Below are 14,447 nucleotides of genomic sequence, written 5' to 3'. Positions count from 1 at the left end.
TCAGGGGGCGGGCGGCGGGTCCACCAGCCGCCCGCCCTCCACCAGCATCCCGGCCCGCTTGACCGTCCGCAGGGTCGGGATCACCTCCACCTGCTGGATGCCGGGCACCGAGCCGATCCGCTCGGTCAGGTACGTGTACAGCGCGTCGGTGTCCCGGCACACCAGCGAGACCTTCAGGTTCGTCGCCCCCGTCACGGCCGCGGCGAACGCCACCTCCGGATGCCCGGCGAGGGCCTCGCCCACCTCCGCCAGCCGGGCCGGGGCCGCGGTCAGCATCAGCGAGGCCTCGGTCTCGTACCCGAACACCGCCGGGATCAGCTCCACGTCCAGGTACAGCGCGCCCTCCTCCCGCAGCCGCTCCAGCCGGCGCCGTACGGTCGACTCCGACAGGCCGGTGGCGCGCGCCAGTTCGGCGTGGCCCGTCCGGCCGTCCTGGCCCAGGACCGCCAGCAGCGCGAGCTCCTCCGCGTCCAGGGCGTACCGCTCGGACGAGGGCTGCGGAGCGGGCGGCTCCAGCGCGGCGACCTGGTCGGGCCGCAGCACGTCCAGGCCCTTCCAGCACGAGGCGCCGCCGCGGAAGACCCGCAGGATGGTCTGGGCGCTGACCCCGGTCACCCGCCGCGTGCGCGGCAGCTTCTCCAGCAGCAGCAGGTCGCGGTCCTGGCTGGTCCGCGCCTTGGTGAGGCAGTGGATCTCGGTGCCGCCGGAGGTGAGCTTCACCCAGGCGCTGTCCGGCCGCCGGGCCAGCGCCTCGGCGACGGCGACCGCGGCGTCGGGCGCGCACTGCACCCTCAGCCAGGACTCGAACAGCCCGACCCGGCGGCCCACCGGCAGCCCCACCACCCGTATCACGCCGGACGTCCGCAGCCGGCGGTAGCGCCGCACCACCGTCTGGTCGGAGACCTCCAGCACCTGGGCGATCCGGCGGAAGGAGGCCCGGCCGTCGACCATCAGAGCCTGGATCAGGGCTTGGTCGAGGACATCGAACTGCGCGGGATTCATGGTTTCCATCATGACAGGGCTCCTCGTGCGCGAAATCCGCCGGCGAGCGGGCCGCGGGTGGGTGATCCGGGGCGGCGCCCGCGAGGCTGGAGTCCTTCCCGTCCCACCCGAGGAGATCCGCATGCGCAAATGGCTGCCCCTGGCGGCGGTGTGCCTCGGAGCGTTCATGCTCCTGGTCGACGTCACGATCGTCACCGTCGCCCTGCCCGACATGGCCTCCGACATGGAAACCGGCTTCGCCGCCCTGCAATGGGTCATGGACGGCTACGCCCTGGCCCTCGCCGCCCTCCTGCTCGGCGCAGGCTCCCTCGCCGACCGGATCGGCCGGCGCTCCGTCTACCTGGGCGGGCTCGCCCTGTTCGCCGTCTCCTCGCTCGCCTGCGGACTGGCCGAGGGGCCCGGCGCCCTGATCGCCTTCCGCGCCGTCCAGGGCGTCGGAGCCGCCGCGATGTTCGCCACCACCATGGCCCTGCTCAGCCAGGCCTACCAGGGCCGCGACCGCGGCGTCGCCTTCGGCGTCTGGGGCGCGGTCAGCGGCGCGGCCGCCGCGGCCGGGCCGATCCTCGGCGGGCTGCTGACCGAGCAGTTCGGCTGGCGCTGGATCTTCTTCGTCAACCTCCCCGTCTGCGCGCTCGCCGTGTACGTCACCCTCAAGGCGGTCGCCGAGTCCCGCGCCCCGCACACCCAGGGCCTGGACCTGCCCGGCATGGCCGCCTTCACCGCGGGCGCGGGCCTGGTCACGTACGCGCTGATCCGGGCCGGGGAGGACGGCTGGAGCGCTCCCGTCACGCTCGTGCTGTTCGGCCTGGGCGCCGCCGCCTTCGCCGTCTTCACCGTCGCCGAACTGCGCAGCCCCCACCCGATGCTGGACCTCTCGCTGTTCCGCGACCGGACCTTCACCGGGGTCATGGCGGCGGCCCTGCTGCTGTCCGGCGCCGCGTTCTCGTACCTCATGTACGTGTCCCTGTGGCTGCAGTCCGTCGAGGGGATGGGCCCCGTGGGCGCCGGACTGGTGCTGGTGCCGCTCAGCCTGGCCGCGTTCCTCGTCTCCGCGGCGGCCGGGCGGCTGCTGCAAGGGGTCCCGGCCCGGCTGACCATCGGCGGCGGCCTGCTCCTCATCGGGGCGGGCGCACTGCTCCAGGGCTGGATGCTGGACGCGGGCGACGGCTGGCCGGCCCTGGTCCCCGGCCTGGTGCTGACCGGCGTGGGGGTCGGGGCGGCGCTCCCGCCGCTGGCCGCCACCGTGATGGGCTCCGTGGCCCCGGCCCGGGCGGGCATGGCCGGCGGTGCGCTGAACGCCGCGCGCCAGCTCGGCATGGCCTTCGGCGTCGCGGTCCTCGGCTCCCTCTTCCACACCGGGCTGGCCGACGGGCTCGCGGGCTCCGGCCAGGCCGACGGCACTGCCGAGGTGCTCGCCTCCGGCGGGGCGGGTCGGCTGCTGGCCGCGGCCCCCGCCGCGCGGTCCTGGATCGAGGAGGCCTTCGCGTCCGGGCTGCGGGACACCTTCACGGCCTCGGGCGTGATGGGTCTGCTCGGTGCGCTGGCCGTGGTCCTGCTCGTCCGCCCGCGGCCGGCGAACGGGGCCGGGGCCGGGGCGGCGCAGGGCGCCGGCGGTGCCGTGTCCGGGGCGCGGGAAGCGGCGGCCCAGGCGGGCGAACGCGCCGCCGCCTGACGGGCCGTACGGCCGATCGGGCGCGCCCCGGGCTGCCGTATGGGCCCATGGGGCGCGCCGGGCGGGTGAACCTGCGAACGCCTGCGCATGCCGAACCGATTTCGCGGTGGGCCGCGCTCCTACGCTGCCCGCTGGATGCCACCGGACCGGCATCCAGTGCCCACCAGAACGGATCGCCTCCCCATGCGCCTTCGCCCTACTGCCGTTGCGTTCCTCGGAGCCCTCAGCCTCGTCCTTCCCACAGCCGGCACCGCACTGGCCGGCGGTGACGACGGCCGCATCGCGGGCCGGCTGGAGTACATCGTCGACGACGGATTCCGGGAATACCGCGAGCTCCGTCCGGCGGACCACGACACCTGCTACGAGCTGAACGGCACCTCGCGCGAGCACCCCGCCACGGCGGTGCGCAACGATACGAACGCGATCGCGGTGCTCTACCGGGAGCGCGGCTGCAACGAGCGGTCGACGCGGACGCTGGAGCCGGGCGACGAGGTCCACAACGTGGCGGTCCGCTCGGTGTTCTTCCAGCCGCGCCACGTCGACGAAGACCGCCGCGACGACTACCGCTGGGACGACCGGTACGACGACCGGGGCGACGGCCTCTACGGCGACTACCGCAGCCGCGTGGCCCGGGTGAGCCCGGACTACCGCCCCGCGGGCATGGCGACGAAGATCATCGCAAAGGACGATGACGACGAGCCGCGCGAGGAGCACCAGGGCCAGGACCAGCCCCAGGGCCAGGACGACCAGCAGCGCCCGGAGGACCAGCAGGGCCGCGACGAGCAGCAGGGCTCCGAGGAGCAGCAGGGCTCCGAGGACCAGCAGGGCCGCGACGAGCAGCAGGCCCCGGAGGACCAGCAGGGCCGGGACGAGCAGATGGGCCCGGAGGACCAGCAGGGCCAGGACGAGCAGCAGGCCCCGGAGGACCAGCAGGGCTCGGACGAGCAGCAGGGCCAGGACGAGCAGCAGGGCCAGGACGAGCAGCAGGGCTCCGAGGAGCAGCAGGGCCGCGACGAGCAGATGCGCCCGGAGGACCAGCAGGGCTCGGACGAGCAGATGGCCTCGGAGGACCAGCAGGGCCAGGACGAGCAGCAGGCCCCGGAGGACCAGCAGGGCCGGGACGAGGAGCAGGGCTCCGAGGAGCACATGGGTCAGGACGAGCAGCAGGGTCCTGAGGAGGAGCACGAGGGCGACATGTTCGACTCGATCTTCAAGGCGATGCCCTGACGGTCGGCGTCCCACCGCATGGAACAGGGCCGTCCGGGAGGTTCCCTCCCGGACGGCCCCGCGTTGTGTCAGCCGTCAGGCCTCACCAGCCCCGAGGGGTCAGAAGGTGAGCTTCCAGCTGTTGATGTAGCCGGTGTCGAGGCTGGCGAGGTCCGCCACCCGCAGCTTCCAGACGCCGTTCGCGACCTCGGAGGAGGCGTTCACGGTGAAGCTCTGGACGATGTTGTCCGCGCTGCCGCCCGTGCGGTTGCGCAGATTGTACACGGTGCCGTCGGGGGCGACGAGGTCGACCCGGAGGTCACCGACGTAGGTGTGGACGATGTTCACGTCCACCTTGAGGGTGCTCGGGGCGTTGCCCGAACGCGACACGGTGATCGGCGACTCGACGGTGGAGTTGTCGTTGATCGTGTAGTCGTTCGTGTTCTCGAACACGTTCTGCTCGTTGGTGCTGACCGTCCAGGTGAAGGACGACGTGCCGGACTTGCCGGCGGAGTCGGTCACCGTCACGGTCACGTTGGACGTGCCCGTGGTGGTCGGCGTGCCCGAGATCAGGCCCGTCGAGGAGTTGATGGACAGGCCGGCCGGCAGGCCGCTCGCCGCGTAGCTCAGGGCGCCCGGGTTGGTGCTGGTCGCCTGGACCTGCAGGCTCACCGCGGTGTTGACCTTGGTGGTCTGGTTGCCGATCTGGGTGACCGTGACGCCGTCGTTGATGCGCGGGCCGACGGCGATGGCCGCCCACGCGTTCGCCGCGTTGTTGTACGTGGCCGAGCCGGCGCCGTACAGGTCGGCGGCGGCCTGGAGGGTCGCCGTACGGGCGGCCGCGTAGTTCGTGTTGGACTTGAAGTAGCCCACCGTCAGCGCGCGGAACCAGATCTTGGCGGCGGCGTCGCGGCCTATGCCGGTGACCGGCAGGCCGTCGGAGGTCGGCGAGTTGTAGCTCACGCCGTTGATGACCTTGGCGCCGGAGCCCTCGGAGGCCAGGTAGAACCAGTGGTTGGCCGGGCCCGAGGAGTAGTGGACGTCGATGCTGCCGATGCCGGAGTACCACGAGTCCTTCGACCCGCCGTCCTTGCTCGGCTTGTCCATGTAGCGCAGCGGGGTGCCGTCGCCGTTGATGTCGATCTTCTCGCCGACGAGGTAGTCGCCGACGTCCTGCGGGTTGTTGGCGTAGAACTCGACGGCCGCCGCCATGATGTCGGAGGTCGCCTCGTTCAGGCCGCCGGGCTCACCGCTGTAGGTCATGTTGCCGGTGACCGAGGTCAGGCCGTGGGTCATCTCGTGGGCGGCCACGTCGATGGACGTCAGCGGGTGGGTGTTGCTCGTGCCGTCGCCGTACGTCATGCAGAAGCAGGAGTCGTCCCAGAACGCGTTGACGTAGGCGTTGCCGTAGTGGACCCGGCTGTAGGGGGCCACGCCGTCGTTGCGCAGGCCGTTGCGGCCGTGGACGTTCTTGTAGTAGTCCCACGTCAGCTGGGCGCCGTAGTGGGCGTCCGCGCCGGCGGTCTCCTTGTTGGAGGCGCTGCCGTTGCCCCAGACGTCGGTGCTGTTGGTGAACAGCGTGCCGGTGCCGGAGGAGCCGCCGTTGAGGTTGTACGTCTTGTGGCCGCCGCGGCCGGCGTCGGTCAGCGTGAAGCTGCTGCCCGAGCCGGAGGTGCCCATCTGGACCTGGCCGCTGTACATGGTGTTGCCGGTGCCGGTCTCGATGGCCTGCCACTGGGTGATCTTCGCGCCGGTCTTGGCGTCGGTGACCACGTGCAGCTCGCTCGGGGTGCCGTCGTCCTGGAGGCCGCTGACGACGGTCTCGTAGGCGAGGACGGGCGCGCCCTCGGCCGCCCAGATCACCTTGCGGGCGCCCTTGGCGGGCTTGGACTGCTTGGAGCCGGCGGAGTTCGCCGCGGAGACCGCCTGGCCCTCGGCCGAGGCCGGGGTGACGGAGGCGTCGGTGTCCGCGACCTTGATCTCGTGCTGGGTGGCCTTGGTGACGCTCTTGGTCACGCCGCCCTTGGCGTGGACCGTCAGGTCGCCGCCGAGTACGGGCAGGCCGGCGTAGGTCCGCTCGTACGTGGTGTGGGTGGTGCCGTCCGCGTCCTTGACCACGTCGCGCACGACGAGCTTCTCCTGGCCGCCGAGGCCGAGGGCCTTGGCCGCCGCGGCGGTCGTCGAGTTCGCCTCGGTGATGAGCGTCGCACGCTCGGAGGGGCTCAGCTGGTACGGGGCCGCGCCCGGGTTGGACTTGGCGGAGGTCAGGCCCTGCGACGCGGTGGCGTCGGCGGAGGCGGTGCCGGCCTGGATGCCGACGGCGAGCAGCGCGGCCGCGGCGACGAGTGCGCCGGCCGCCTGGGCACGCCTGTGGGGGGTGGGACTCAACGCAGACTCCTTCTGCAAGGGGGGTTCCGGACGGCTGGGTGGGCCTCCGGGCAGAGCAGGGCTGGTGCGATGAACGGATCGAAGAGTGCCACCTGTCGGCTGCGATGTCAGGGCCGCGTCAAAAGATTGGCCGGAAAGGGTTCGTTGACCGTGCAGACGTATCCGGTATCCGAACCATTCACCTTCGTGTGGGAGCTTCCGCCGTCGAAATCCGGAACAACTGGTACCGGTTGTCGACGCCTGAGCAACAGGGGCACCCGTTCGGGCAATCGGTACATGGCGTAAGTCTGTTTGTCGTACTGTTTCCCGGTGCGCCATCAGCCCGGGCCAGGGGAAGCCACGGGCATGCGCCACCGTCACATGACCACGTGCCAGGGGGGCCCATGAGGCATGTCCATTTTCCTGCGCAAAGAGTGGCCGGAGCGGCGGCTGAGCCTGCTGCTGCCCCGGTGCGGCGAATCGGCGACAAGGCCCGCTGGTACCTGCCCGCCGCCGTCGCCGCCGACATCCTCGGCGCGGCCGTGCCCGTGGGGCTCGTCTTCCAGGCTGCGCAGCAGGTCCGGCCGTTGTACTGCGCCCTCGGCGCCGCCCTGGCGTGGACCGGTGTGCAGACCGTGCGCCGCCGCTACGCGAACCGGGCGCTCGGCGAGTCCCGCGGAGTGCTGCCGGTCCTCCACGACTGGCTGATTCTGATCGGTGTCCTGGCCGTCGCCCGCGTGGTCACCGGCGAGAGCACGCCACGGCTGGCCGCCCTCGGCGCCCTCGTGCCCGCCCTGCTCATCACCGTGGCCTGCCACAAACTGACCTACCGCCACCTCTCCGCGGCCCGCCGCGAGGCCCAGGCCGTCAGCCGGGTGCTGGTGATAGGGGAGCCTGCGGCCGCCGGATCCGTCATCTCCCACCTCGCCGCCCGCACCGACCACCCGTACGTCGTCGTCGGCGTCGTCCCGGTGGGCCCCGGCCCCCTCGACAGCGGCGTGCCCGTCGCGGCCCGGCTCCCCGCCCAGGCGCCCGGCGCCCCGGCCGCCGACGCCGACGCCGTGCTCGGCGCCGTCCGCAGCCACCACGCCGACCTCGTCCTCGTGGCCCCCGGTGCACGGATCGCGGGGGAGCGGCTGCGCCGGGTGGCGTGGGCGCTGCACGACGCGGGGCTGGACCTGGCCGTCTTCCCCGGCCTCGTGGAGGTCTCCGTCAAGCGGCTGGAGACCCTCTCCGCGGGCGGGCTCGCCGTCCTGCGCGTGGTGCCGCCGGTCAGCCGCGGCGTCCAGACCGTGCTCAAGTCCGCCCTGGACCGGGTCGGAGCCGCCCTCGGGCTGCTGCTGCTCTCCCCGCTCTTCCTCGCGATCGTGCTCGCGATCCGCTTCGGCTCCCGCGGCCCGGCGTTCTACCGCCAGCAGCGCATCGGCCGCGACGGCACCCCCTTCACCATGTGGAAGTTCCGCACCATGGTCGTCGACGCGGACCGGCTCAAGGACGAGCTCACCGGGGCCAACGAGAACGACGGCCTGATGTTCAAGATCCGGCGCGACCCCCGGGTGACCCGGGTCGGCCGGCTCCTGCGCCGCACCTCCCTGGACGAACTGCCGCAGCTGTTCAACGTGCTGACGGGGCACATGTCGCTGGTCGGGCCGCGTCCGCCGCTGCCGGAGGAGGTGGCCCGGTACGACGAGGTCGAGCTGCGCCGGCTGACCGTCCGGCCGGGCATGACCGGGCTGTGGCAGATCAGCGGCCGCTCCGACCTGTCCTGGGACGAGACGATCCAGCTCGACCTGCAGTACGTCGACAACTGGTCCTTCACCAGCGACATGGACGTCATGGGCCGTACGATCCGCGCCGTCGTCGACGGACGCGGAGCGTACTGAGGGCCACCGCCCGGTGCGTCCCGCCCCGCGCTCAGCCCTGCTCGCGCCACCACCGGTAGGTGGCGGCGATGCCGTCCCGCAGGGCGATCCGCGGCTTCCAGCCCAGCGCGGTGAGGCGGCCGACGTCCAGGAGCTTGCGCGGGGTGCCGTCCGGCTTGGAGGTGTCCCAGGCCAGGCGCCCCGCGAAGCCGGTCACCTCGGCGACGGTCTCGGCCAGCTCCCGGATCGTCAGGTCCTCGCCGCAGCCGATGTTGACCGGCTCGTCGCCGTCGTAGCCGTTCAGCAGCACCGCGCAGGCGTCCGCCAGGTCGTCCACGTGCAGGAACTCGCGGCGCGGGGTGCCGCTGCCCCACAGGGTGACCTCCTCGCGCCCCTCGGCGGCCGCCTCGTGGAAGCGCCGGATCAGCGCGGGCAGCACGTGCGAGGACTCGAGGTCGAAGTTGTCGCCCGGGCCGTAGAGATTGGTGGGCATCGCCGAGATGTACGAGGCCCCGTACTGCTTGCGGTACGACTGGACCTGGACGATGCCGGCGATCTTCGCCACGGCGTACGCCTCGTTGGTCGGCTCCAGCGGTCCGGTCAGCAGGGCGTCCTCGCCGATGGGCTGCGGGGCGTGCTTGGGGTAGATGCAGGAGGAGCCCAGGAACAGCAGCCGGCCGACCCCGGCGGCGTGCGCACCGCCGATGACGCTGAGCTGGATCTTGAGGTTGTCCTCCAGGAACTGCACCGGATAGGTGCTGTTGGCCATGATCCCGCCGACCTTGGCGGCGGCCAGCACCACCGCATCGGGGCGGACGTCCCGCAGGAATGCCCCGGTCGCGGCGGCGTCGCGCAGGTCGAGGTCGGCGCGGCCCCGGGTGAGCACCTCGTGCCCGTCGGCGGTCAGGCGGCGGGCGACCGCGGACCCCACGAGGCCGCGGTGGCCCGCGACGAAGACGCGGGCGTTCGGGGGCAGCAGCGGCAGCGAACTTGTCATACCGCCGATGATGCCAGTCCGCCGCCGCGGTTGATCCAAGCCCGCGCGGCGTTTGAGCGTTCCGGGCGCGAAGCGCCCGGAACGGGGGGACCGGAGCGGGGACCGGGGGCGGAGCCCCGCGGTTTCTGGGGGCACCTCCCAGCGGTAGCCGGGGGAGAAGGGGCGGGGAGGGGCGGCGGCCCCGCGCAGCGGCACCGCCCGAAGGCCGTGGCGCGGGGACGTGTACGGTACGCATCCAGCCCACGGGGCCGGGCCAACGGCCTTGTGCCCGACCGCGAGACCAGGCGGTACGGCGGTCCCGGCCTGCCGGACCGGAACCCGCCGGCCTCGAGGCGCCGCAGCCTCAGAACCACACATAGCAACGATCCCAAGGGGGGACCCCACATGGGCAAGACCGCACTGATCACCGGCGTCACCGGGCAGGACGGCTCCTACCTCTCCGAGCTCCTGCTGTCCAAGGGCTACACGGTGCACGGGCTCGTGCGGCGGTCCTCCAGCTTCAACACCGAGCGGATCGACCACATCTACCAGGACCCGCAGACGGCCAACCGGTCCTTCGTCCTGCACCACGCCGACCTGTCCGACGGCGTCGCGCTCGTGAACCTGCTCCGGGAGATCCAGCCCGACGAGGTCTACAACCTGGGCGCCCAGTCGCACGTGCGCGTCTCCTTCGACGCCCCCCTCTACACCGGCGACGTGACCGGCCTCGGGGCGCTGCGGCTGCTGGAGGCCATCCGCGCGAGCGGTGTGGACACCCGCATCTACCAGGCCTCGTCCTCGGAGATGTTCGGCTCCACCCCGCCCCCGCAGAACGAGGACACCCCGTTCCACCCGCGCAGCCCGTACGGCGCCGCGAAGGTCTTCGCGTACTGGACCACGGTCAACTACCGCGAGGCGTACGACATGTTCGCCGTCAACGGGATCCTGTTCAACCACGAGTCCCCGCGCCGCGGCGAGACCTTCGTGACCCGCAAGATCACCCGCGCCGTCGCCCGGATCAAGGCCGGCCTCCAGGAGCACCTCTACCTCGGCAACCTCGACGCCGTCCGCGACTGGGGCTACGCGCCCGAGTACGTGGACGCCATGTGGCGGATGCTCCAGCAGGACGAGCCGACCGACTACGTCGTCGCCACCGGGGTCGCCGCCACCGTGCGCGAGTTCGTCGAGTCCTCCTTCGCCCACGCGGGCCTGGACTGGACCGAGCACGTGCGCTACGACGCCAAGTACGAGCGCCCCAGCGAGGTCGACGCCCTCATCGGCGACGCCTCCAAGGCGCAGGAGCTGCTTGGCTGGAAGCCGACGGTCCTGGTGGCCGAACTGGCCCGGATCATGGTCGACGCCGACATCCGCCAGGTCGAGGACCAACTGGCCGGTGCAACCGTCCGTATCGACCGCTGAAGCCTTATATTTCGCCTACGATTTGCCGTGTCCCGGTCATCGTCACAGGTCTTCGCGTGCGTGACCGGGCCAAACCTGCCGTATGTCCGCAGTGCGCCCTCCCTGCCGGGGACGGGGGAGGTGACCGGGCTTCGCGTGAGCCGTAGTCTGCGCCAGTACATATGGCTGTTCGGATAGTTCCAGCCATCAGAACCGGGCGACAGCCCTGGGGGGTTCATGCGTAGATCCAGAGGGCTGACAGCTGCCCTCGTCCTGTCACTCGCCGGTGCCGGCACCGGGCTGGGCGTGGTGCTGATGCCCCAGGCCTCCGCCATCACCCCGCCCGTGGCGTTCACCGCCGACAGCCTGCCCACCTGGCAGCCCAACGGGGTCGTCTGGGCGATGGCCCAGGCGAACGGGACCGTCTTCGCGGGCGGCACCTTCTCGGCGGTCCGGCCGCCGGCCGGCGGCTCCGGCACCGAGCAGGAGGCGGTCAACTTCGTCGCGCTCGACGCCGCGACGGGCAACCCGACCCCCTGCAAGCTCGCCTTCACCATCGGCGACGGCACCGCCACCGTGCGCGCGCTGGCCGTGTCGAAGGACAAGAAGACCCTCTACGCAGGCGGCTACTTCGGCGCCGTCAACGGCACCCCGGTCTCCAGCGTCGCCGCGATCGACATCGAGAGCTGCACCCCCAAGGCCTCCTTCCACCCGGCCTTCCCCGCCACCGTACGGGCGCTCGCCGTCTCCGACGACACCCTCTACGCGGCCGGCGACTTCGGCACCGTCGAGGGCCAGACCCGCGAGCGGTTCGCCGCGGTCGACGCCGCCACCGGCGCGATCAAGCCCTTCACCGCCAACGCCGACGAGCCCGGCCGCGCGGTCACGCTCACCCCGGACGGCAAGAACGTCCTGCTCGGCGGCGACTTCTTCTCCGTCAACGGCTCCAACACCCACGCGCTCGCCGTGGTGGACGCCGCCACCGGCAAGGTCGCCAAGACCTACTCCACCATCCCGTCGAACTCGGTCGTCAAGTCGATCGCCACCGACGACGGCGGCTTCTACACCGCCAACGAGGGCTCCGGCGGCGGCGTCTTCGACGGCCGCATCGGCCTGCGCCTGAGCGACTTCACCGAGAAGTGGCGCGACCGCTGCCTCGGCGCCACCCAGTTCGTCCTGCCGTACGACGGGGTGCTCTACAGCTCCTCGCACGCGCACGACTGCTCCACCGAGCTGGAGTACCCCGACGGCAAGCGCCACCACCTGCTGGCCCAGCCGACCGACCACACCGGCGCCGCGCCCGCCCCCGTGGACGGCTTCGTGCGCGGCCCGCGCAAGCTCGGCTGGTTCCCCGACACCAACGACGGCCTCGGCGAGGGCATCGGCCCGCGCGTCATGGCCGTCGCGGAGAAGGGCGACACGAAGTACATGTGGGTCGGCGGTGAGTTCACCACCGTCAACGGCGCCGAGCAGCAGGCCCTGACCCGCTTCGCCTCCAGCGGCGACGTCGGCGCCCCGACCACCCCCGTCGCCAGCGCCGCCAGCGTCAAGCCCGGCGAGGTCCAGGTGCGCTGGCGCACCAGCTACGACGCGGACGACAGCAAGCTGACCTACCGCATCTACCGCAACGGCTCGTCCACGCCGATCCAGACGATGACCGCCGACTCCCTGGAGTTCGAGCGGCCGCAGGCCTCCTGGACCGACACCACCGTCAAGGCCGGCCAGACCTACACCTACCGGGTGACCGCCACCGACGGCGCGGGCAACACCAGCGCCCTGTCGGCCACCGCCTCCGTGACGGTGCCGGCCTCGGCGCAGGCGTACCCGAACCAGGTCCGCGCGGACGGCGCCCAGCTGTACTGGCGCTACGACGACACCTCCAGTCCGTACGTGGCCGACTCCTCGGACGGCGGCAACACCAGCGGCGTCCAGGTGAACGCCCCGGCACTGCGCCAGACGCCCGGCGCGGTCACCGGTGCCGGCACGGCCATGGGCTTCAACGGCACCAGCCAGCAGGTGTACAGCGACCACCGCCAGACGGTGGGCAGCAGCTACACCCTCGAGACCTGGTTCAAGACGAACACCACGCGCGGCGGCAAGCTGATCGGCTTCGGCAACAACACCACGCGCAACAGCACCTCGTACGACAAGCAGATCTACATGACCAACACCGGCCGTCTGGTGTTCGGCGTGTACAGCGGTTCGACCCGGACCGTCTCCACGGGCCTGCTCGACACGTACAACGACGACAAGTGGCACCACGTCGTCGCCACCCAGGGCCCGGCCGGCATGGCGCTGTACGTCGACGGCCAGAGCAAGGGCACCGCCGGCTACACCGACTCGGCGTCGTACGCGGGCTACTGGCACGTCGGCGGCGACAACCTCAGCACCTGGCCGACCAAGCCCACCAGCAACTTCTTCGCCGGGCAGATCGACGAGACCGCCGTCTACGGCAAGGTGCTCACCGCCGCCCAGGTCAAGAACCACTTCGACCTGGCCAAGGCCCCCGCCGACACGGTCTCCAAGGTCTCCCCGACCGAGGACACCTACGTCAACCAGGGCGCCCCGAGCGCCGCCAACGGCGCCGCCACCTCGCTCGCCGTCCGCGGCAACCCGGCGTACGAGACGTACCTGCGCTTCAACCTGCCGGCCGCACCGGCCGGCCAGGTCCTGAAGTCCGCCGCCCTCCAGGTCAAGACCACCACCCAGACGGGGGCCGGCACCGCCGACACCGTGTCCGTGGTCCCGGTCACCGGCACCTGGAGCGGCACGGGGACGTCCTTCACCACCAAGCCGACGCTCGGCACCACGCCGCTCGGCACGTTCGCGGCCATCCCGGACGGCTCGGCGGTCCAGAGCACCCAGCTCGACACCGCCGCGCTCTCCGCGGTCCTGGGCGGGAGCTACAGCATGGCCCTGACCAGCACCGGCACCGACCCGCTGTGGATCTGGTCCGCGGAGGCGACGGCGGCGGACGCGGCCCCGCAGCTCGTCCTCACCTTCGGCCCGAAGTAACCGCCCGACGGCACTGCGGGGCCCGGCCGCCCCTTCCGGGCCGGGCCCCGCACCGCCGTCACCCCACCGGCCCGTACGGGAGCCCCACTGATGTACCGACGCCCCGCCGCGGCTGCTGTCCTGCTGGCCGCAGCCCTGACCCTCACCGCCTGCAGCTCGGGCAGCGGCTCGTCCGACGACGCCGCCGCCAAGCCGAAGCCGCCGGCCTCCTCCTCGGCCCCCGACCCGGCGGACGCCTCCGCGGCGCCCGCGACGCCCGCGGCGAAGCCGACCGGGCCCGTCCTCCCGGACGCGAAGCTCACCCCGAAGACGGGCAGCTTCAAGCCGAACGAGAAGCAGTACCTCAGCGGGCGGGTCCCCGAGAAGATGGACCCGGCGGCGGTCCTGCAGACCGGGCAGGAGTCCTGCCAGCGGGTGGAGCGCACCGCCAAGCGGGACAAGGACGCGGCGACCGGGGCCGTCATCGCCGGGGAGATCCCGGGCGCGAAGGACGCCATCCCGTACCTGTGCCCGGAGCAGAAGCCGATCCTGGACGCGGCGGCGAAGGGCTTCCCCGACGGCACCCGCCCGGCCCCCGCCCCCGGCACCTACCGGGCGCTGACCCAGAGCCCCGCCTGCACCTGGGAGGCCAAGGGCAAGGACGGCGCGGTCCTGGCCTCGGGCCCGGAAACCACCCCGAAGCCGGGCGACAGGATCACGGCCACCATCCCGGCGGGCGCCACGGACTTCACCTCCACGGGCTGCTACGCCTGGCTCCCGGCGTAACGCCCATCCAGCCTCGCCGGCGTTTGAGGCTGGGGGTACCCCCAGCGGTAGCTGGGGGAGGGTCCGGGGCGGAGCCCCGGTCTTTGAGCCGCGCCGGCGATTGAGGCAGGCGGGGGCCGGGGCCGCAGGACCCGCCCGCGGCGAAGCCGCCATGGGACACAGCGGGAAGGGGCCGGGTGGGGAA

The 14,447-nt window shown here is 72.3% G+C and carries 9 protein-coding genes; 6 read left to right on the top strand and 3 right to left on the bottom strand.

Annotation, left to right across the window (positions count from 1 at the left end):
- Positions 1 to 1,014 (bottom strand): AsnC family transcriptional regulator, encoded by a 1,014-nt coding sequence (locus tag ABZ924_RS14105; RefSeq protein ID WP_361908036.1) that lies wholly within the window; start codon positions 1,012 to 1,014, stop codon positions 1 to 3.
- Positions 1,015 to 1,123: 109 nt separating this feature from the next.
- Between ABZ924_RS14105 and ABZ924_RS14100 the strand changes: the two genes are divergently transcribed.
- The gene (locus ABZ924_RS14100; RefSeq protein WP_361908033.1) at positions 1,124 to 2,674 is read left to right on the top strand and encodes an MFS transporter; all 1,551 of its coding nucleotides are present in this window, start codon (positions 1,124 to 1,126) and stop codon (positions 2,672 to 2,674) included.
- A 183-nt stretch (positions 2,675 to 2,857) separates the two neighbouring features.
- Positions 2,858 to 3,901, top strand: coding sequence for a hypothetical protein (locus ABZ924_RS14095; protein ID WP_361908030.1), 1,044 nt, complete (start codon positions 2,858 to 2,860; stop codon positions 3,899 to 3,901).
- A 99-nt stretch (positions 3,902 to 4,000) separates the two neighbouring features.
- Here the strand turns inward: ABZ924_RS14095 and ABZ924_RS14090 are convergent, their stop codons facing one another.
- Complete coding sequence (locus tag ABZ924_RS14090) at positions 4,001 to 6,268, bottom strand: M4 family metallopeptidase (RefSeq protein WP_361908027.1); 2,268 nt, start codon at positions 6,266 to 6,268, stop codon at positions 4,001 to 4,003.
- Between the two features lie 383 nt (positions 6,269 to 6,651).
- Here ABZ924_RS14090 and ABZ924_RS14085 point away from each other — a divergent pair, with 383 nt between their 5' ends.
- Positions 6,652 to 8,130, top strand: a complete 1,479-nt coding sequence (locus ABZ924_RS14085; protein ID WP_361908024.1) for a sugar transferase — start codon at positions 6,652 to 6,654, stop codon at positions 8,128 to 8,130.
- A gap of 31 nt (positions 8,131 to 8,161) precedes the next feature.
- Here ABZ924_RS14085 and ABZ924_RS14080 read toward each other — a convergent pair whose 3' ends face one another.
- On the bottom strand, positions 8,162 to 9,106 hold the full coding sequence (locus ABZ924_RS14080; protein ID WP_361908022.1) for a GDP-L-fucose synthase: 945 nt from the start codon (positions 9,104 to 9,106) through the stop codon (positions 8,162 to 8,164).
- Between the two features lie 384 nt (positions 9,107 to 9,490).
- On the opposite strand from ABZ924_RS14080, the gene gmd reads away from it, so the two are divergent.
- The 3 genes from gmd to ABZ924_RS14065 all read left to right on the top strand — a co-directional run bounded on the left by gmd (position 9,491) and on the right by ABZ924_RS14065 (position 14,263).
- A complete protein-coding gene (gene gmd, locus ABZ924_RS14075; RefSeq protein ID WP_361908020.1) occupies positions 9,491 to 10,504 on the top strand; it encodes a GDP-mannose 4,6-dehydratase in 1,014 nt (337 codons plus the stop codon).
- Between the two features lie 216 nt (positions 10,505 to 10,720).
- Complete coding sequence (locus ABZ924_RS14070; RefSeq protein WP_361908017.1) at positions 10,721 to 13,498, top strand: LamG-like jellyroll fold domain-containing protein; 2,778 nt, start codon at positions 10,721 to 10,723, stop codon at positions 13,496 to 13,498.
- A gap of 90 nt (positions 13,499 to 13,588) precedes the next feature.
- Positions 13,589 to 14,263, top strand: coding sequence for a hypothetical protein (locus ABZ924_RS14065; RefSeq protein ID WP_361908015.1), 675 nt, complete (start codon positions 13,589 to 13,591; stop codon positions 14,261 to 14,263).
- The last annotated feature ends 184 nt before the right edge of the window (positions 14,264 to 14,447 follow it).

This window comes from Streptomyces sp. NPDC046876, from assembly GCF_040645035.1.
Taxonomy (GTDB): Bacteria; Actinomycetota; Actinomycetes; order Streptomycetales; family Streptomycetaceae; genus Streptomyces.
The sequence above is the reverse complement of the archived record's forward strand: the minus strand, read 5'-3'. Positions and strand labels throughout refer to the sequence as shown.